Source organism: Tepidimonas sediminis (assembly GCF_007556605.1).
Classification (GTDB): domain Bacteria; phylum Pseudomonadota; class Gammaproteobacteria; order Burkholderiales; family Burkholderiaceae_C; genus Tepidimonas; species Tepidimonas sediminis.
Window position 1 is genome coordinate 14972 of record NZ_VJND01000014.1, and the last position, 18785, is coordinate 33756.

17 protein-coding genes are annotated in these 18785 nt (G+C 73.6%); 10 read left to right on the forward strand and 7 right to left on the reverse strand.

The genetic code is table 11. From position 1 onward, the window contains the following. Nucleotides 1-19 precede the first annotated feature (19 nt). Together Tsedi_RS10315 and speE are read left to right on the forward strand one after the other, a co-directional pair. A complete protein-coding gene (locus Tsedi_RS10315) occupies nt 20-682 on the forward strand; it encodes a c-type cytochrome (protein ID WP_143896309.1) in 663 nt (220 codons plus the stop codon). A 204-nt stretch (nt 683-886) separates the two neighbouring features. Then, nucleotides 887-2176: a polyamine aminopropyltransferase gene (gene speE / locus Tsedi_RS10320; RefSeq protein ID WP_143896312.1), complete on the forward strand. Its 1290-nt coding sequence runs from the start codon at nt 887-889 to the stop codon at nt 2174-2176. A 118-nt stretch (nt 2177-2294) separates the two neighbouring features. Here speE and argH read toward each other — a convergent pair whose 3' ends face one another. Beyond that, entirely contained in the window at nt 2295-3758 is a 1464-nt protein-coding gene (argH, locus tag Tsedi_RS10325) for an argininosuccinate lyase (RefSeq protein ID WP_143896314.1), read from the reverse strand. 117 nt (nt 3759-3875) lie between these two features. Between argH and Tsedi_RS10330 the strand changes: the two genes are divergently transcribed. The 5 genes from Tsedi_RS10330 to Tsedi_RS10350 are packed head-to-tail and all read left to right on the forward strand — an operon-like array spanning nt 3876 to nt 8838. Then, on the forward strand, nt 3876-4670 hold the full coding sequence (locus Tsedi_RS10330) for a LytR/AlgR family response regulator transcription factor (protein ID WP_143896315.1): 795 nt from the start codon (nt 3876-3878) through the stop codon (nt 4668-4670). Continuing rightward, nucleotides 4667-5662, forward strand: coding sequence for a hydroxymethylbilane synthase (gene hemC, locus Tsedi_RS10335; protein ID WP_143896317.1), 996 nt, complete (start codon nt 4667-4669; stop codon nt 5660-5662). Before Tsedi_RS10330 ends, hemC begins: the two co-directional genes overlap by 4 nt. A 15-nt stretch (nt 5663-5677) precedes the next feature. After that, nucleotides 5678-6439: a uroporphyrinogen-III synthase gene (locus Tsedi_RS10340; protein ID WP_143896319.1), complete on the forward strand. Its 762-nt coding sequence runs from the start codon at nt 5678-5680 to the stop codon at nt 6437-6439. Then, nucleotides 6436-7521 carry a uroporphyrinogen-III C-methyltransferase gene (locus Tsedi_RS10345; protein ID WP_185970650.1) on the forward strand — a complete coding sequence of 362 codons (1086 nt, stop codon included), beginning with the start codon at nt 6436-6438 and terminating at the stop codon, nt 7519-7521. Before Tsedi_RS10340 ends, Tsedi_RS10345 begins: the two co-directional genes overlap by 4 nt. Nucleotides 7522-7557: 36 nt before the next feature. Continuing rightward, the gene (locus tag Tsedi_RS10350) at nt 7558-8838 is read left to right on the forward strand and encodes a heme biosynthesis HemY N-terminal domain-containing protein (protein WP_143896323.1); all 1281 of its coding nucleotides are present in this window, start codon (nt 7558-7560) and stop codon (nt 8836-8838) included. Between the two features lie 30 nt (nt 8839-8868). On the opposite strand, the gene Tsedi_RS10355 is transcribed toward Tsedi_RS10350, so the two are convergent. The 3 genes from Tsedi_RS10355 to gloB form a co-directional block, all read right to left on the reverse strand. Continuing rightward, nucleotides 8869-9447, reverse strand: a complete 579-nt coding sequence (locus Tsedi_RS10355) for a DUF2062 domain-containing protein (protein WP_143896325.1) — start codon at nt 9445-9447, stop codon at nt 8869-8871. A gap of 61 nt (nt 9448-9508) precedes the next feature. Next, nucleotides 9509-11065: a transglycosylase SLT domain-containing protein gene (locus tag Tsedi_RS10360; RefSeq protein ID WP_143896327.1), complete on the reverse strand. Its 1557-nt coding sequence runs from the start codon at nt 11063-11065 to the stop codon at nt 9509-9511. Between the two features lie 58 nt (nt 11066-11123). Then, nucleotides 11124-11924 carry a hydroxyacylglutathione hydrolase gene (gloB, locus tag Tsedi_RS10365; protein WP_185970653.1) on the reverse strand — a complete coding sequence of 267 codons (801 nt, stop codon included), beginning with the start codon at nt 11922-11924 and terminating at the stop codon, nt 11124-11126. A 12-nt stretch (nt 11925-11936) separates the two neighbouring features. On the opposite strand from gloB, the gene xerD reads away from it, so the two are divergent. Further along, a complete protein-coding gene (xerD, locus tag Tsedi_RS10370; RefSeq protein WP_143896396.1) occupies nt 11937-12839 on the forward strand; it encodes a site-specific tyrosine recombinase XerD in 903 nt (300 codons plus the stop codon). A gap of 56 nt (nt 12840-12895) precedes the next feature. Here xerD and Tsedi_RS10375 read toward each other — a convergent pair whose 3' ends face one another. Further along, on the reverse strand, nt 12896-14968 hold the full coding sequence (locus Tsedi_RS10375) for a glutamine--tRNA ligase (protein WP_143896329.1): 2073 nt from the start codon (nt 14966-14968) through the stop codon (nt 12896-12898). Next, nucleotides 14965-16389: a diguanylate cyclase gene (locus Tsedi_RS10380; RefSeq protein ID WP_143896331.1), complete on the reverse strand. Its 1425-nt coding sequence runs from the start codon at nt 16387-16389 to the stop codon at nt 14965-14967. The genes Tsedi_RS10375 and Tsedi_RS10380 overlap by 4 nt, the downstream gene beginning before the upstream one ends. A gap of 150 nt (nt 16390-16539) precedes the next feature. Here Tsedi_RS10380 and Tsedi_RS10385 point away from each other — a divergent pair, with 150 nt between their 5' ends. After that, entirely contained in the window at nt 16540-16962 is a 423-nt protein-coding gene (locus tag Tsedi_RS10385) for a hypothetical protein (protein ID WP_143896333.1), read from the forward strand. Nucleotides 16963-17049: 87 nt separating this feature from the next. Then, complete coding sequence (locus Tsedi_RS10390; RefSeq protein WP_143896335.1) at nt 17050-17877, forward strand: undecaprenyl-diphosphate phosphatase; 828 nt, start codon at nt 17050-17052, stop codon at nt 17875-17877. Here the strand turns inward: Tsedi_RS10390 and Tsedi_RS10395 are convergent. Then, complete coding sequence (locus Tsedi_RS10395; protein WP_143896337.1) at nt 17840-18721, reverse strand: alpha/beta hydrolase; 882 nt, start codon at nt 18719-18721, stop codon at nt 17840-17842. The two genes, Tsedi_RS10390 and Tsedi_RS10395, sit on opposite strands and share 38 nt — an antisense overlap. Nucleotides 18722-18785: the final 64 nt, after the last annotated feature.

The following is an 18785-nucleotide window of genomic DNA, read 5'->3' on the forward strand; positions in this document are numbered from 1 at the left end:
TTGCGATTGTGCTTGCAACATGAAGCGAACGCCGACCCTCCTGCTCCAGACCGCTGTCGCCGCTGCGACGTTTTTCGGCGCCATGGGCGCCTGGGCCCAGGCGGCGGGAGACGCCAAGGCAGGGGAGGGCAAGGCGGCGATGTGCGTCGGCTGCCACGGCATCCCGGGGTACCAGAACAGCTTTCCCGAGATCCATCGCGTGCCGATGATCTCCGGCCAGTCGGCGCCGTACATCGCCGCAGCGCTGCAGGCCTACCGCAAGGGTGACCGCAAGCACCCGACGATGCGCGGCATCGCCGGCTCGCTGTCGGACCAGGACATCGCCGATCTGGCCGCCTATTACAGCACGCATCATCAGGCCAAGGCGCCCGAGCAGGTCAAGGCGCCCGGCGGTGTGGTGGCGCAGCTGATCGAGAAGGGCGCGTGCGTGTCGTGCCACGGCGCCAACTTCAGCTCCCCGATCGATCCGAGCTATCCGAAGATCGCAGGCCAGCACGCCGATTACCTGTACGTGGCGCTGAAGTCGTACAACGTGCAGGGCAACCCCCACATCGGCCGCGCCAACCCGATCATGGGTGGCATCGCGCAGCAGTTCAGCAACGCCGAGCTCAAGCAGATCGCCAACTACCTGGCCAGCCTGCCCGGCGAGCTGGCCACCAAGCCGCAGCCGCGCTTCCGCTGATGCCCCGCCCGGCGCGCCCGCGGCGTGCCCGTGTCTGACCGGCCCCCGTGCGGGGCCGGTCGTCGTTTGCGGCGGCCCGGATCCAGGGGCTGCCGGCGGCGGTCGCCGCTTCCGTTGCCCGTCGCTCGCGTAGGTTAGAATTTGCAATTTCGTCCAGGCCGCATCGGTCTGGTGGTGCAACACGATTGGATGGGGGATCGAGCCATGCAAGGGCTTCATCTGACGGCTGATCTGTACGACTGCCGAGGGGCCGACGGTCTGATGACCGACGCGGCGGCGCTGGCCGAGCTGTGCCGGCGCCACACGATCGGGGTGGGGTTGACCCTGGTCGACGAGAAGTGGTACCCGTTTCCGCCGTACAACGGCCAGCCCGGCGGCGTGACCGGCATGCTGCTGCTGGCCGAGTCGCATCTGGCGGTGCACACGTGGCCCGAGCGCCGCGCGGTGACGCTGGACGTCTACGTCTGCAACTTCACCACGGACAATTCCGCCAAGGCCGAGGCGCTGTTGCGCGAGATCGTGGCAGCCTTCGAGCCCGGCCGCAGCGAGATCCACCGCCTGCAGCGCGGCAGCGAGCAGCGTCCGCCGGCGGAGACGATCCTGGAGGCGCTCAACGACGAGGGCGATGCGGTCTACGGCTACACCAGCAGCGAGCGGGTGCTGAGCCGCCGCAGCCCGTACCAGACGATCGAGCTGATGCGCACGCCGCGCTTCGGTCTGGCGATGCGCATCGACGGGCACTTCATGACATCCGAAGGCGAGGAGTTCTACTACCACGAGTGCCTGGTGCACCCGGCGGCGGTGGCGCACGGCGCGCCGCGGCGCGTGCTGATCATCGGCGGCGGCGACGGCGGTGCGGCGGAGGAAGTGCTCAAGCACCGCAGCGTCGAGCGCGTCGTGATGGCCGAGCTGGACGGCGACGTGGTGGCCATCGCCAAGGAGCATCTGCGCGCCGTGCACCGCGGCGTCTTCGACGACCCGCGGCTGGAGGTGCGCATCGGCGACGGCCTGGCGTTCGTCGCCGAGACCACGGAGCGCTTCGACCTGATCCTGCTGGATCTGACCGACCCAGAGACGCCGGCCGGCTCGCTTTATCAGGAGCCGTTCTTCCGCTCGCTGAAGCGCATCCTCAACCCCGGCGGCGCGGTGGTGCTGCACACCGGCACGCCCGTGTTCGAGCCGCAGCAGGTGCGCCGCATCAACGCCGAGCTGCGCGCGGTGTTCGAGCAGGTGCATCCGTTCGGGCTCTACATCCCGCTCTACGGGGCGTACTGGGGCTTTGCCATCGCCTCCGACCGGCTGCAGCCGCGTGCGCTGGACGAGGCGACGCTGCAGGCGCGCGTGGCGGCACTGCCGGACCTGCAGTACTACAACGCCGAGGTGCACCCGGCGCTGTTTGCGTTGCCGACCTGCTACCGCAAGCTGGTGCAGCCGCAGGAGGGGGACGCGACCGCGGCGCCCAAGGGCTGCTGCGCCGAGGCGGCGCTGGCCTGATCCGGCGCCCGCCGGCTTTGGCGGACTGCCTGGGGGCGGCCCAGGCGGCGCCTCCAGGGCCTGGTGGCCGCTTCGGTGGGCGCGGTCCCCGGGCGGTCTTGACCCGCCGCCGTGCGGATCAGGTGCCGGCGAGCCCCAGCCGCACGCGGTGGCGCTCGATCTGCCGCCGCACCTGCTGCGGCGCGGTGCCGCCCACCGTGTTGCGCGCCGCCAGGCTGCCGGCCAGGCTCAGCACGTCATAGACGTCGGCCTCGATGCCGGGGTGGAAGCGGCGCAGCTCCTCCAGCGGCAGCTCGCTTAAGTCCACGCCGCGCTCGCTGGCCAGCCGCACCGCGGCGGCCACCGTCTCGTGCGCGTCGCGGAACGGCACGCCCTTCTTGACCAGGTAGTCGGCCAGGTCGGTGGCGGTGGCGTAGCCGCGCCGCGCCGCGGCCTCCATCGCCTCGCGGTTGACCGTCAGGCCGCGCGAGCGCTGACCGGTGGCCGGGTCGCGCTCGCCGCCGATCATGTCGGTGAAGATGCGCAGCGTGTCCTTGAGCGTGTCCACCGTGTCGAACAGCGGCTCCTTGTCTTCCTGGTTGTCCTTGTTGTAGGCCAGCGGCTGGCCCTTCATCAGCGTCAGCAGCCCCATCAGGTGGCCGACGACGCGGCCGGTCTTGCCGCGCGCCAGCTCCGGCACGTCGGGGTTCTTCTTCTGCGGCATGATGGAGCTGCCGGTGGTGAAGCGGTCGGCGATGCGGATGAAGCCGAAGTTCTGGCTCATCCACAGGATCAGCTCCTCGCTCAGGCGGCTGATGTGCACCATGATCAGCGCGGCGGCGGCGCTGAACTCGATGGCGAAGTCGCGGTCGCTGACCGCATCCAGGCTGTTCATGCACAGCTGCGGCTCGCCGTGCTCATCGACCATGCCCAGCGTGCGCGCCACGCGCGCGCGATCCAGCGGGTAGGTGGTGCCGGCCAGCGCCGCGCTGCCCAGCGGCAGCCGGTTGGTGCGCCGGCGCACGTCGGCCAGCCGCTCCTCGTCGCGCGCGAACATCTCCACGTACGCCAGCAGATGGTGCGCAAAACTGACCGGCTGCGCCACCTGCAGGTGCGTGAAGCCCGGCAGGATCACGTCCACGTGCCGCGCGGCCACCTCCACCAGCGCGGCCTGCAGCTCGCGCAGCAGCGCGGCGATGGCGTCGATCTCGTCGCGCAGCCACAGGCGCACGTCGGTGGCCACCTGGTCGTTGCGGCTGCGGCCGGTGTGCAGCCGCTTGCCGGCGTCGCCCACCAGCTGCGTCAGCCGCGCCTCGATGTTGAGGTGCACGTCCTCCAGCTCCAGCCGCCAAGGGAAGGTGCCGGCCTCGATCTCGGCGGCGATCTGCGCCATGCCGCGCTGGATGTCGGCCCAGTCCTGCGCGCTGAGGATGCCCTGCGCCGCGAGCATCTCGGCGTGGGCCAGGCTGCCCTGGATGTCGGCCTTCCAGAGGCGCTTGTCGAAGAACACGCTGGCGGTGTAGCGCTGCACCAGCTCGCTCATCGGTTCGGAAAACAGCGCCGACCAGGCGTGGGACTTGGCTTCGAGCTGATGCGATGACATGGGAAAGTTCGGGCTGGACGTCGGTTGGGGAGCGACGGTATAAAGGCGGCGGGATTGTACCGGGGGTGCTGGCGGCGGGCCCGATCGCGCTGCCCCGGGACACAGGAGATGGCGGCGATGGTGATGCGGGTGCTGGTGGTGGATGACGAGGCGCTGGCCCGTCAGCGCCTGGCCGATCAGCTGGCCGCGCTCGAGCCCGGCATCGTGGTCGGCGAGGCCGCCGATGGCCGCACGGCGCTGGCGCGCCTGAGCAGCGAGCCGTGGGACGTCGTGCTGCTGGACGTGCAGATGCCAGGGCTGGACGGGCTGGGGCTGGCCGCCTTGCTGCGCAACCGGCCCGGCGCGCCGGCGCTGGTGTTCGTCACCGCCCATGCCGAGCACGCCCTGCGCGCCTTCGAGCTCGACGCCGTCGATTACCTGACCAAACCGGTGCGGCGCGAGCGGCTGCAGCAGGCGCTGGAGAAAGCGCGGCGCTGGCTCGCCCGCGCGCCGGCGCCGCCGGGTGCGCAGGCTGCCGGCGGCGCCGTGTCCGATGCGCTGGTGATCCACGAGCGCGGGCGCACCGAGCGCGTGCCGCTGGACGAGGTGGTCTACCTGAAGGCCGAGCTGAAATACCTGACGGTGCGCACGCCGCAGCGCAGCTACATCTACGACGGCTCGTTGCACGAGTTCGAGCGCGTCCAGCCGCAGCGCTGGGTGCGCGTGCACCGCAATGCGCTGGTGGCGCGCCAGCGCCTGCGCGCGCTGGAGCGCGTGCACGAGCGCACCGGTGATCCTTCCGGCGAGCCGTTCGACGGTTGGGTGGTGCGGCTCGACGGCGTGCCGGAGCGGCTGCAGGTCTCGCGCCGCCAGCTCGCCACTGTGCGCGAGGCGCTGCGCGGTGAAGGCGCCGTGCTAGCATCGGACGCATGACCGTCGCCTCCGCGCCCCCCGCCACCGCCTCCCCCGCACTCGACCTGACGATCGCCACGCGCGAAAGCCGCCTGGCCCTGTGGCAGGCCGAGCACGTGCAGGCGCGGCTGCAGGCAAGCGGCCACCGCGTGCGGCTGCTCGGCATGACCACGCGCGGCGACCAGATCCTGGACCGCACCCTCTCGAAGGTCGGCGGCAAGGGTCTGTTCGTCAAGGAGCTGGAGGTGGCGCTGGAGCAGGGACGCGCCGACCTGGCGGTGCACTCGCTCAAGGACGTGCCGATGGAGCTGCCGCCGGGCTTTGCGCTGGCCTGCGTGATGGCGCGCGAGGATCCGCGCGATGCCTGGGTGTCGCCGCACGGCGACGGCCCCGAGACGCTGCCGGCCGGCGCGGTGGTGGGCACCTCGAGCCTGCGCCGGCAGGTGCTGCTGCGCGCGCTGCTGCGGCGGCTGGGGCGCGACGACGTGCGCGTCGAGCCGCTGCGCGGCAACCTCGACACACGCCTGCGCAAGCTCGACGAGGGGCAGTACCACGCCATCGTGCTGGCGGCAGCGGGCCTCAGGCGGCTCGGGCTTCAGGCGCGCATCCGGCGCCTCTTCGAGCCGGAGGTGATGCTGCCGGCGGCCGGCCAAGGCGCGCTCGGCATCGAGATCGTGGCCGTGCGCACCGACGTGGCCGCGGCGCTGGCACCGCTGGCGCACTGGGCCACGTGGTGTGCGGTGGAAGCCGAGCGCGCCGTCTCGCGCGCGCTGGGTGGCAGCTGCTCGGTGCCGCTGGCGGCGTACGCCACGTGGGCTGGCCGCGCGCCCGGCGGCGCCGGCGAGTCGGCCGAGCTGGTGCTGCGCGCCGCCTGGGGCGATGCCGAGCGTCCGGGGGCGTTGTGCGAGGCCGTCGTGCGGGCCGAGGTGGCGACGCTGGAGCAGGCGCGCGCGCTGGGCGAACGCGCCGCGCACGCGCTGCTGGCCCAGGGGGCGCGCGTGACGGTGGCGTGAGGCGCGGCCGCAGGCATGGAGCGCCCCACCGTCGTCGTCACGCGCCCGCCGTCCCAGGCCGCCGCCTGGGTGCGGGCGCTGCGGGCGGCAGGCTGGCCGGCGCAGGCGCTGCCGCTGCTGGCGATCGAGTCGCTGTTGCCCCCGAACCAGCCGGCGCCCTGGGCGGCGCAGGCGCGCTGCGACGCGGTGATGGTGGTCAGCCCCGCGGCGGTGGAGGTGATGCGCGCGGCCGGCTGGCCGCCGCCTCCGGCGCCGCTGCGCTGCTGGGCGCCGGGGCAGGGCACGGCGGGGGCACTGCGCACCTGGGGGGTGCCACCCGAGCGGCTGGACGCCGTGCCCGCGGACGCCCCCCGGGTGGAGGCCGAGGCGCTGTGGCCGCAGGTGGCGGCGCAGGTGCGCCCGGGCTGGCGGCTGCTGGTGGTGCGCGGCCTTTCCTCCGACGGTGGCCAGGGGCGGGACGGGCTGCTGCGGCACGTGCAGGCTGCCGGCGGACGGGTCGAGACGCTGCTGGCTTACCGGCGCGCGGTGCCGGCTTGGGATGCGGCGCAGCAGGCGGCGGCGCGTCAGGCCGCGGCCGGCGGGGTGTGGCTGTTCAGCAGCGGTGAGGCGGTCGCCAACCTGGCCGCCCTCGCGTCCGGAGCCGACTGGGCACAGGCGGTGGCGCTGGCCACGCATCCGCGCATCGCGGCGGCGGCGCGGGCGGCCGGCTTCGGCCGCGTGCTGACGACGCGACCGACCATAACCGACGTGCTGCAAGCCCTAGAATCGGTGGCGTGAACGCCCCCGCCCCTGCCGATTCCGCTGCGCCCGCGGCGGCCGCCACGGCCGCTGCGCCGGTGCGCTGGCTGCCGTGGCTGGCGCTGGGCGTGGCGGTGGGGGCGCTGGCGGTGACCGTGGCGCTGTGGCAGCGCCTGGGCCGCACGCAGGAGGAGCTGGCGCGCCGCACCCTGCAGCTGCAGACCGAACTGGCCGCCGTGCGCGCGCAGGCCGAGCTGGCGCAGGCGCAGTCCGGCGAGCTGCAGGCCAAGCTTGGCGTGCTGGAGTTGCGCGTCGCCGAGGTCAGCCTGCAGCGCAGTCAGCTGGAGGAGCTGATGCTGGCGGTGTCGCGCTCGCGCGACGACGCGCTGGTGCAGGATCTGGAGGCGGCCCTGCGGTTGGCGATCCAGCAGAGCGAACTGACCGGCAGCGCGCAGCCGATGGTCTCGGCGCTGCAGGGGGCGCAGCAGCGCATCGAGCGGGCGGCACAGCCGCGCCTCAATCCGGTGCAGCGCGCCCTCGCGCGTGACCTGGAACGCATCCGCGCGGCGACGCTGGTGGACGTGCCGGCGCTGGTGGCGCGGCTGGACGAGCTGGCGCGCACCGTCGACGAGTGGCCGCTGCGCAGCGGCCCGCCGACGCCCGTGCCGCCGCCGAAGCCGGCGCCTGCCCCGTCACCATCCTCTGCCCCGCCGCAAGCGGCCGCCTGGTCGTGGCGGCAGTTGCCCGCGTGGCTGGGCGAGCACACCGGCGCGGCGCTGCAGCGGCTGCAGCAGGCCATGCGCGATCTGGTACGCCTGCGCCGCATCGAGCCGGCCGAGGCGGTCCTGCTGGCGCCGGAGCAGGCGTATTTCCTGCGCGAGAACGCGCGGCTGCTGTTGCTCAACGCCCGGCTGGCGGTGCTGGCACGCCAGTTCGACGCGGCCCGTGCCGACGTGCGGGCGCTGCAGCGCCACCTGCAGCGTTACTTCGACACCGAAGCGGCGGTGCTGCACCCGGTGGCGCGGACGCTGGAGGAGCTGCTGCGCGACCTGCGCCACGACCGCCTGCCGCGGCCGGAGGAGACGCTGGCCGCGCTGGCCGCCGCGGCCGGAGGGCGCTGAGGTGACCACGACCGGGCGCGGCAAGGGGAGGCGGGCGTGAAGCGCGTCTTCGGCTGGTTGCTGCTGGCGGCGCTGGCGGTGGCGGCGGCGCTGCTGATGGGCGACAACCCGGCGATGGTGTCGCTGTTCTGGCCGCCGTGGCGGGTCGATCTGTCGTTCAACCTCGTCGTCGTGGCGCTGGTGGCGGGGTTCGCACTGCTGTATGGCGCCTTGCGCGGCGTGGCCGTGCTGCGCGACCTGCCGCGGCGCGCGCGGCGCTGGCGCGCGCTGCAGCACGAGCGCGCCACCGTCGGCCTGGTGCTGCAGGCGCAGGCCCATCAGCTGGCCGGCCGCTTCGTGCGCGCGCAAACCGCCGCGCGCGAGGCCATCGAGCGTCTGCGGCAGCCGCAGGCGCCGGTGCCGCCGTTCCAGGGCGAGCTGTGGATGCTGGCGCACCTGGTCGCCGCCGAGAGCGCCCACGCGCTGGGTCAGCGCGCCCGGCGCGACGCCTGGCTGCGCGCCGGGCTGGCGGTGCCGCAGCCCGCAGCGGTGCCGGAAGCGCGCGAGGGCCTGCTGCTGCGGGCCGCGGAGTGGGCGCTGGAGGCCGGGGATGCCGCTGCCGCGGCGGCCACGCTGGCCGAGCTGCCGCAGGGGGCGGCGCGGCGCATCCAGGCCGTGCGCCTGCGTCTGCGGCTGGCGCAGCTGCGCCGTGACACGCAGGCGGCGCTGGAGATGGCGCGCCTGCTGGCCAAGCACCGCGCCCTCTCGGACGAGGCGGCGCAGACGCTGCTGCGCGGTCTGTGGCGCCAGGCCGTGCGCGAGGCCGTCGATGCCGAGGCCCTGTTGGCGGTGTGGCGCGGACTGCAGGGGCCCGAGCGGCACGATCCGCGCCGCGCGCTGGCGGTGTTGCAGCGTGCCGAGCTGCTTGGGCTGCCGACCGCGGCGGCCGAGGGGGCGGCGCTGCCGCGCGTGGTCGACGAGGCCATCCGGGTGGCCTGGGCGGGATACGAGACGCTGGCCGAGGAGGAACGGCAGGAACTGGCGCTGCGCCTGGAGGCGTGGCTGCCGCGGCTCGACGCCGGCTGGTTGGCGCGGCTGGAGGAGGCGCAGCGCCGCGCGCCCCAGGAGCCGACGCTGCAGTACCTGTGCGGCCAGGCGTTTCGCGCGCGCGCGCTGTGGGGCAAGGCGCAGGCGCTGCTGCAGCAGGCCGCGCGCTCGCTGCCGCCCGGGCGGCTGCAGCGCCGCACCTGGGTGGCCTTGGCCGAACTGGCGCAGCAGCGCGGCGACGAGGCCGCCGCCGTGCACGCCTGGCAGCAGGCCGCACGCGCCGAGCCGTGAGGACGCCAGACGGCGCGCGCCCACGGCGCATCAGAGCGCACGCCTGCGGCCGCGCTGGCGCTGGCGCCGCGCCAGTCGCACGCGCAGCGCCCATGCCCATTGCACCAGCGCATACACCATCACGCCGCTGACGCTGGCCACGATCGCCAGCCCCACCACCAGCGGCTTGCCGACGTCGGTCAGCCAGTCCCACGCCATGACCAACCCGTCGAGCCAGGAACCGCCCGCCTGCGCCGCCTGGCCGGCGCCGTCCGGAAACACCGGCGGCTGCTCGTCACCCGCAGGCGCCGGCTGGCCGAGGATGACCCGGCCGAGTTTGTAGGCACCGTAGTACACCGGCCCGAAGGTGACCGGGTTGGTGACCAGGGTGCTGGCCACCGCCGCCGGCAGGTGGGCACGCAGCAGCACCGCCAGCGTCGCCGCAAATGGAATCTGCGCCACCGGGATCAGCAACCCGAAGAACACGCCCAGCGCCAGTCCCAGCGCCAGGCCGCGGCGGCTGAAGTGCCACAGGCGCGGATGATGCAGGCGCGGTCCGAGCCAGCGCAGCCAGCGCATCTGGTGCAGGCGGTCACGGCTGGGCAGCAGGGTTTGCAGGCGACGGATCATGGCGCAGCGACGGGCACGAAGCCTCCGATTGTCGCGCAGCGGCGCGCCCCGGCGGGCGGCCTCAGCGCTGCGCCACGCGCGCCTTGGGGGGCGTGGCGGCGCCGGCACGGGTCGCCTGCGCACCCGGCGCCGCCGGGCGGCGTGCCGTCTTGGCGCGCGCCATGCGGACGGGGGCCGGCTGTGCCTTGGCGCGCGTCTGCACCGTCAGCACCTGGCCGGGGCGCAGGGCGCTGGACGGCGCCAGGCCGTTCCAAGCGGCCAGGTCGGCCACGCGCACGCCGTGGCGGCGTGCGACGCTGGCCAGCGTGTCACCCTTGCGCGCCTTGACGCGCACGGTGCGCACCGGCGGGGCCTCCGGGGCCAGCAGGATCTGGCCGTGATCGGCCAGGTGCTCGGGTACGTCGCGGTCCAGCCGCCCCTCGCGCGGCACCAGGATCGTGGAGCCCGCCCTCAGCCGCATGCGTGGCGGGATGCGGTTGGCCTGGCGCAGCTCGGCTTCGCTCCAGTCGAGCTCGCGCGCGGCCTGCGCCACCGTCATGTCGCGCGGCACCCGCCAGGCGGTCCAGCTCGCGGTCGGGCCGCGCCAGGCCTTGAGCCGCTCGGCAAACAGCAGCGCGTTGTCCCACGGCAGCAGGATCTCCGGGGTTCCGGCGGCCATGATGACCGGCTTGTTGTGCGCCGGGTTGAGGGTGCGGAAGTCGGCCTCGGAGACGTCGGCCAGCCGGGCGATCAGCGCCACGTCGATGTCGCGCTCGATGCGCACGGTGTCGAAGAACGGGTGGTTGCCGACCACCGGCAGGGCCACCCCGTGGGCCTGGGGCGCGCGCACCAGGTTCTTGACCGCCTGCAGCTTGGGCACGTAGTGCCGCGTCTCCTCGGGCATGCGCAGGTCGAGGTACCCGGTGGGCAGCCCGGCGGCCTGGTTGCGCCGGATGGCGCGCTGCACGTTGCCTTCCCCCCAGTTGTAGGCGGCCAGCGCCAGGTGCCAGTCACCGAACATGCGATGCAGCCGCTCCAGGTAATCGAGCGCCGCGCGCGTGGAGGCCAGCACGTCGCGCCGGTCGTCGCGGAAGGCGTTCTGCTTGAGATCGAAGTGGCGCCCGGTGGCCGGCATGAACTGCCACATGCCGGCGGCCTTGGCGTGCGAGACCGCCTGGGGGTTGAAGGCGCTCTCGATGAAGGGCAGCAGCGCCAGCTCCTGCGGCAGGCCGCGGCGTTCCAGTTCCTCGACGATGTGGAACAGGTATTTGCTGCCGCGGTCCACCATGCGCTGCAGATAGTCCGGGCGGCTGGCGTACCAGCGCTCCCATTGCGCGACGCGCTCGTCCTGCAGGTCCGGCATCGCGAAGCCGCGGCCGATGCGCTCCCACAGGTCGCGCGGCGCCTGCACGGTCACCACCGGGGCGGGGGCGGGCAGCGGCTCGGCGGCCGGCGGGGGCGCCAGCCGCTCGGCGCCGGGCGCGACCACCGGCGCGGGTTCCGTGCCGCCGGCCACATCGTGCGTGGCGGCGGCGGCTGGCGCGGAGGCGGCGTCGGCGGCGGGCGAGGCTGGGAGGCTGGCGCAGCCGGCCAGCGCCAGCAGGGCGGCCAGCGGCGCCCAGGTCAGGATTCGGTGCATCGTCAAAGGGCGCGGTCGAGGGTTGAGCGGTCGGCCACGGCGTCGCCGCGGGCGAGGGTCAGCGAAAGCCGTCCTTCCAGCGCCGCAGCGCGGCGAAGTGGTCGGCGTCGGTTTCCAAGGGCTGCAGCCCCTGACGTCGGAGCGCGGCGCGCACGCCGGGTTCCCGCGTGCGCAGGAACGGGTTGACGGCGCGCTCGCTCGCCATGGTGGACGGCAGCGTCGGCTCGCCGCGCGCGCGCCGCGCCTCGGCCTCGGCGCGCACGGCGGGGAGGTGCGGGTTGTCCGGCTCCACCGCCGCGGCAAAACGCAGGTTGGCCAGCGTGTATTCGTGCGCGCAGCACACCAGCGTATCGGCCGGCAGCACCGCCAGCCGCTCGAGCGAGGCCAGCATCTGCGCCGGCGTGCCCTCGAACAGGCGACCGCAGCCGGCGGCAAACAGCGTGTCGCCGCAGAACAGCCAGCGCCGCGCATCGCCCGGCACGGGGTCGTTGACGTAGGCCACGTGACCGCGCGTGTGCCCGGGCACCGCCAGCACGCGCCAGCGCCGCCCGAGCAGCTCCAGCTCGTCGCCGTCGCCCACCGGCTCGGCCGCCACCGGCAGCGGTTCGGCGGCCGGCCCGATGACGCGGCAACCGCTGGCGGCCTGCAGCGTCGCCACGCCGCCGGTGTGGTCGCCGTGGTGGTGGGTGATCAGGATGCCCTGCAGCGCCAAGCCGCGCCGCGCCAGCGCCTCCTGCACCACCGCCGCCTCGCCCGGGTCGACCACCCAGGCGCACGTGCCGTCGTGCAGCAGCCAGATGTAGTTGTCGGCCAGGGCCGGCAGCGGCTCGACCTGCAGCGCCTGCGCGCACGCTACCATCGTCATATGGCGATGATACCGGGGGACGAGGCGCTGGTGGACCGCTTCGCCGACGCGCTGTGGCTGGAGGAGGGGCTGGCGCCGCGGACGCTGGCGGCCTACCGCAGCGACCTTGAGGCCTTGGCCGCCTGGCTGGCGGGGCAGGGGCGCGGCGGGCTGCTGGCGGCCGGGGCCGACGACCTGCAGGGCTACATGGCCGCGCGCCTGCCGGGCAGTCGCGCCACCAGCAGCAACCGGCGCCTGAGTGCCTTCAAGCGCTTCTACCGCTGGGCGCTGCGCGAGGGGTTGATCGAGCGTGACCCCACGCTGCCGCTGGTGACGGCGCGCACGCCGCTGCGCGTGCCCAAGACCCTGACCGAGGCGCAGGTGGAGGCGCTGCTGGCCGCGCCGGACGTCGGCACGCCGCTGGGCCTGCGTGACCGTGCGATGCTGGAGCTGATGTACGCCAGCGGTCTGCGCGTCAGCGAACTCGTGGGCCTGCGGCTGTTCGAGCTGAGCCTGCCGGACCAGGTGCTGCGCGTCACCGGCAAGGGCGCCAAGGAGCGGCTGGTGCCGTTCGGCGACGTGGCCGCCGACTGGCTGCGCCGCTACCTGGCGCAGGCGCGCCCGGCGCTGCTGGCGGGCCGTAGCAGCGACGACCTCTTCGTCACCGAACGGCACGGCGCGGCGATGACGCGCGTGATGTTCTGGATGCTCGTCAAGCGCTACGCCGCCCGGGCCGGCATCCGCGCGCCGCTGTCGCCGCACACGCTGCGGCACGCGTTCGCCACGCACCTGCTCAACCACGGCGCCGACCTGCGCGCGGTGCAGCTGCTGCTGGGGCATGCCGACATCGGCACCACGACCATCTACACCCACGTGGCGCGCGAGCGGCTCAAGGTCCTGCACGCGCGCCACCACCCGCGCGGGGGGTGACGTCGAAGGGACGGGCCGCGGGCTTCGCTCCTGTGTGGGGCGGCCCGCCCGGGCGGTCAGCGCCCGCCCCAGCCGTCCTTCAGCGTGGCGATGCGGTTGAACACCGGCCGGCCCGGCTGGTGGTCGAGGCGGTCGGCGACGAAGTAGCCGTGGCGTTCGAACTGGAAGCGCTGCTCCGGCGCGGCGTCGCCCAGGCCCGGCTCGACCCAGCCGCGCACGACGCGCAGGCTGTCGGGGTTGAGCAGTGCCTTGAAGTCCTTGCCGCCGGCGTCGGGTTGCGGGTCGGTGAACAGGCGGTCGTAAAGCCGGATCTCGGCGGCCACCGCCTCGTCCGCGCCGACCCAGGTGATCACGCCCTTGACCTTGACCGCATCGGCCCCGGGGGTGCCGCTCTTGGTGTCGGGCACCAGCCGCGCCAGCACGGCGGTGACGCGGCCGTCGGCATCCTTCTCGCAGCCGGTGCACTCGACGACGTAGCCGTACTTCAGGCGCACGCGGTTGCCGGGATAGAGGCGGTGGTAGCCCTTGGGCGGCTGCTCCATGAAATCATCGCGCTCGATCCAGACGCGCGGGCCGAGGTGAAACGCCCGCTCGCCCCAGCCGGGGTGATGCGGGTGCACGGGGGCGCGGCACGGCTCGCGGTGCCGCTCGTCGCCGAACACCTCGGCCCAGTTGGTCAGGCGCAGCTCCAGCGGGTCGAGCACCGCCATCGCGCGCGGGGCCTGCTCCTCCAGGTCGTCGCGCAGCGCCACCTCCAGCGTGCCGTAGTCGATCCAGCCGTTGGCCTTGCTGACGCCGGTGCGCTCGCAGAACAGGCGGATCGCCGAGGGCGTGTAGCCACGGCGGCGCAGGCCGGCGAGGGTCGGCAGGCGCGGGTCGTCCCAGCCGGCCACCACGCCCTCGTCCACCAGCGCCTTGAGCTTGCGCTTGCTGGTGACGACGTAGGTCAGGTTCAGGCGCGCGAATTCGTACTGGTGCGGCAGGTCGAACGGCTCGGGCTCGTAGGCGGTGAGCGCCTCGGCCAGCAGCGGCGTGAACTGGTGCAGCTCGGCCAGCAGCAGCTCGAAGAAGGCGTCGAGGTCGCGCAGGACGGCGTCGCGGTCGTGTTCCCAGCGCGCGAACAGCGCGGCCATGCTGCGCTCGGCCTCGGTGTTGGCGCCAACCCGCGCGGCGGCGTTGTGGCAGCGCAGCGCGAATTCCTTGGCCGCCTCCACGCCCTGCGCGCGCAGCCCCTCGATGCGCGTGCGCGCACGGGCGAACTGCGGCGCGCGCAGCAGCGGCACCAGCCGCGCCAGCAGCCAGTCGTAGAACGGGCGCTGGTCCTCGAACTCCAGCGTGCAGATGCTGTGCGTGATGTTTTCCAGCGCGTCCTCGATCGGGTGCGCGAAGGTGTACATCGGGTAGACGCACCAGCGCGTGCCGGTGTTGTGATGGGCGGCGTGCTTGATGCGGTAGATGGCCGGGTCGCGCAGGTTGAGGTTGGGGCTGGCCATGTCGATCCTGGCGCGCACCACCATCGCGCCGTCCGGGTGCCGGCCGGCTAGCATCTCCTCCCAGCGGCGCAGGCTTTCCTCCACCGGGCGGTGGCGCCAGGGGCTTTCGGTGCCGGGCTCGGTCAGCGTGCCGCGCGTGGCGCGCAGCTGCTCCGGTGTCTGCTCGTCGACGTAGGCGTGGCCGGTCTCGATCAGGTAGCGCGCCGCGCGCGCCATGGTGTCGAAGTAGTCGCTGGCGTAATAGAGGTGCTCGGTGCCATGGGCGTGCCAGCTCCAGCCGAGCCAGCGCACCGCGTCCAGGATCGCCTCGACGTACTCCTGCTCCTCCTTCTCGGGGTTGGTGTCGTCGAAGCGCATGTGGCACACGCCGCCGTACTCCTGCGCCAGGCTGAAGTTGATCCAGATGCTCTTGGCGTGGCCGATGTGCGGGTAGCCGTTGGGCTCCGGCGGAAAGCGCGTGCGGATGCGCGCCGGGTCGGGCAGGCCGCGTGCGTGGTGGTCGGCGTCGCCCGGGCTGCCGCCCCATGGCCGGCCCTGGTGACGGCCGGCGGCCAGATCGCGCTCGATGATCTGGCGCAGGAAGTTGCTGCTGGCGGCGGCGTGGTGGGAATGGGGGTGCGGGGCGTGCTCGCTCATGCCCCGATTGTAGGAGCGGCGGCCTGTGCCACCGGCCCGTCGTCGGCGACGCAGACGCGGTCGCGGCCGCCGCGCTTGGCGGCGTAGAGGGCCGCATCGGCCTGCTGGATCAGGTACTGATAGTCGGGATGGCCGTTCCAGGCTGCCACGCCGATGCTGGCGGTCAGCTGCAGCGTCACGCCGTTGGGCAGGTCGAAGCGGTGCGCGGCGATGCGCCGGCGCAGCTTGTCGGCCTGCGCGGCGGCCTGCGCCGGCGGCACGTCCACCAGCACGACGAGAAACTCCTCGCCGCCGAAGCGGAACACGAAGTCGCTGGAGCGCACGTGGTTGAGCAGCAGCGCGGCAGTCTGCTGCAGCACGACGTCACCGGCGTCGTGCCCGTGGCGGTCGTTGACCTGCTTGAAGTGGTCGATGTCCAGCATCAGCAGCGCAAAGGGGATGCGGCGCTGCTGCGCCAGGTGGATCTCGCGCGCCAGGATCGGCGCCAGGAAGCGCCGGTTGAGCAGCCGCGTCAGCGCGTCGCGGCCGCTTTCCAGCTCCACGTGGCGCTCGAACAGCATCTGCACCAGGTACTGCAGGTTGTCCAGCTCGCTTTGCAGCTGCAGCAGCAGCGCCTGGTGGTGGGCGGGGTCGCCGGCCGTGCTGGCGGCCAGCTGCGGCAGCAGCGTGCCGTCCACCCGCTCCATGCCACGCAGCACCAGGTCGACTTCGGGCGCCCCCTCGAAGACGTTGCTGCCCTTGTGCATGAACCACAGCCCGAACTCGGAGCCGCGCAGCGTGGGCAGCACCAGCGGCTCACCGCCGCGGTGCAGCGCGAACAGCACCTCCTGCCCCCAGTTGGCCAGCAGGAAGCGCTGGCGCTCGCGCTCGACCTGCAGGTTCTGCGTCAGCGCGTGCAGGCGGAACGCCTCCTCGCTGCGCGCCTCGCGCTGGGTGTCGCGCACGTAGGACTCGGCCATCAGCTCCAGCGCCAGGTCCAGCAGGTCGCCGATGTAGAGCAGCGCACGCTCGGCCTGTTTGGCGTCGGCTCCCTCCTGCAGCAGCGTGGTCAGCAGCCGCCCCTTCAGGAAGCGCGCCCCGCGCGCCACCAGGTGCATCGGCAGCTGGATGCGCGCGTGCACCTCGCCGACGTGGCGCTGGTGGGCGACGATGGCGGCCAGCTCGTCATGCTGGCGCGGCGCGAACAGCTCGCCGAGCCAGCGCTGCATCGAGGCGTGCAGCCGCTGGTGCACCACCTGGGCGTCCAGGAACACGTGCGCCTGCGGGTGCGCCAGCATCTCGGCGTAGAACGCCTCGGCCAGCGCGGCGCGGTGGCGCTGGACCAGCTCGGCGACGCGCTGGCGCACGTCCGGCGGCGTGGCCTCGAGAATCGCGGCCCATTCCTGGACGGGGTCGGCGGGGCGGCGCGAGGGGGTTGTCATTGGCGGGGCTCCTCAGGCGATTCTACGGGGTCGGGCGTGGCGCCGCTCCCGGCCCGCCGGGCGGGAGGGGCGGCGGCGCGCTTACACCTCGTTACAGCCGATACAGCGGGGCAGTACCCAGCAGCCCCATCCGGTGCTGAAATGCGGGACATGAGCAAGCGAATCCTGATCTCGTGGTGGCGTGGCCGCGCGCTTGCGCCTCGGGCCTGGCTGGCCGCGGTCGGTCTGGCGGCCGCCGGGATGGCGCAGGCGGGCGATCTGGTCTGGTCGGTGGGCATCCATCAACCCGGCGTGAGCGTGCAGGTGGGCAACGCGCGACCGGTGATCGTCGCCTCGCCGGTGGTGGTGTCGCCGCCGGCCGTCGTGGTGCCGGCGCCGGTGACGTGGGTCGCCCCGACGGTGACGTGGATGGCCCCGCCGCCGGTGGTGCTGGTGGAGACGCCGCGGCGGCCGCACCACCGTCACCACCACGGCCACGGCGGCGGCCACCGCCATGGCGAATGGGCAGCCCCCGGCGTCTGGGGCCACCCGTACGGGCTGGGGCCGGTGCGCGGCTGGCGCCACCGCGACTGACCGCGGCGGCAAGGGAGCCGCCCGGCGGCCGGCCGTCGGCGGGCCGCTACACTCGCGCGGTCTCTGTCCAGTCCAGCCCGACCCGCGATGGATCCCGTGCTCCTGCTGAAGGCCGCCCTGATGGGGGTGGTCGAAGGTCTGACCGAATTTCTGCCGGTGTCCTCCACCGGGCACCTGATCCTGGCGGCGGCGCTGCTGGGCCTGCCGGACGAGCGCACCAAGGTGTTCGAGGTGGTGATCCAGACCGGCGCGATCCTGGCCATCGTCGGGCTGTACTGGCAGCGGCTGCTGGCCACGCTGACCGGGCTGGGCAGCCAGCGGCGTGCGCAGCGCTTCACGGCCAACGTGCTGATCGGCTTCCTTCCGGCGGCGCTGGCCGGCTTCCTGTTCATCGGGCCGATCAAGGCGCATCTCTTCAACGCCTGGGTGGTGGCGGCGGGCTTCGTCGCCGGCGGCGTGGTGATGCTGGTCGTGGAGGCGTGGCAGCGCCGCCGCCCGCCGCGGCTGGACGACGTCGACGCCATCGGCTGGCGCGATGCGCTGGGCGTCGGGCTGATCCAGTGCCTGGCGCTGATCCCGGGGGTCAGCCGCTCCGGTGCCACCATCATCGGCGCGATGGCGCTGGGCTTCTCGCGCCGCGCCGCCACCGAGTTCAGCTTCTTTCTCGCGATCCCGATGCTGTTCGGTGCGGCGGCCTACGATCTCTACAAGCACCGTGCGTTGTTGAGCGCCGCCGACGTGCCGTTCTTCGCGGTGGGGCTGGTGGTGTCGTTCGCCTCGGCGTGGGCGTGCGTGAAGTGGCTGCTGCGCTACGTGGCCAGCCACACGTTCGTGCCGTTCGCGTGGTACCGCATCGGCTTTGGCGCGCTGATCGCGCTCAGCGGCTGGCTGGGCTGGGTGGACTGGACGCCATGAAGTCGCGCAGCGCGCGGTCGATCGCCTCGGCGGTGGCCTGCGGCAGCTCCATCGGAAACAGGTGCGTGCCGGGCAGGAACTGCAGCCGCGGCGACGGCGTGCGGCCGCACAGCTTGTGCGTCAGCGTCAGGCCCACGCGGCGCATCTCCTCCGACTCGGTGCCGCCGACGAAGGCCACCGGGCAGCGCAGCGGGTGACGGCGCAGCAGGCGGTCGAGGTGGTGCGGCAGGGTGTCGTAGATCGCGGTCTCGATGTCGCGGTCGAAGCTGAGCACGCGCTGCACGCTGCCGTCCGGGCCGACTTCGTCGTGGGTGCCGTGCGCGACATAGTCCTGCAGCACGCGCGGATCCCAGCGCGCGAACGCCCGCTTGTGGCGGAAGTGCTCCAGCGCCTCGGCGGCGCTGGCCCAGCGGTTGCGCCGCTTGCGGCTGATGCGCCCGGGCGAGACGGCGCCGATCAGCCGCGTGTGCTTGGCGGCGGCCAGCGCGCGCGCCTTCCAGCCGCCCAGCACCGGCGAGTCCAGCATCACCACGCCGCGCACCGGCGTGCCGCCCAGCTGCGGGTGCAGCGCGGCGGCCATCAGGCTCAGGAACCCGCCGAGCGAATGCCCGACGAGGAACAGCGGCTCGCCCTGGGGCCGCACCTGCTGTGCCACGAAGTCGGCCAGCTGGCGCACCAGGTGCGGCCAGTTGCTGGTGACGGGGTAGCGCGGGTCGTGGCCGAACTTGTCCAGTGCCTCGACGCGCCAGCCGCGCGCGCGCAGCGCCTCGAACAGGATGCGGTAGGTCCCGGCGGGGAAGCTGTTGGCGTGCGAGAAGACGATGAGGGGTGGATGGGCGGTCATGGCGGAGGAAGCGCCGGCTTGGTCGCGCAGGCTGCGGCGGCCCGTCGGCGCGCACGAACGATCG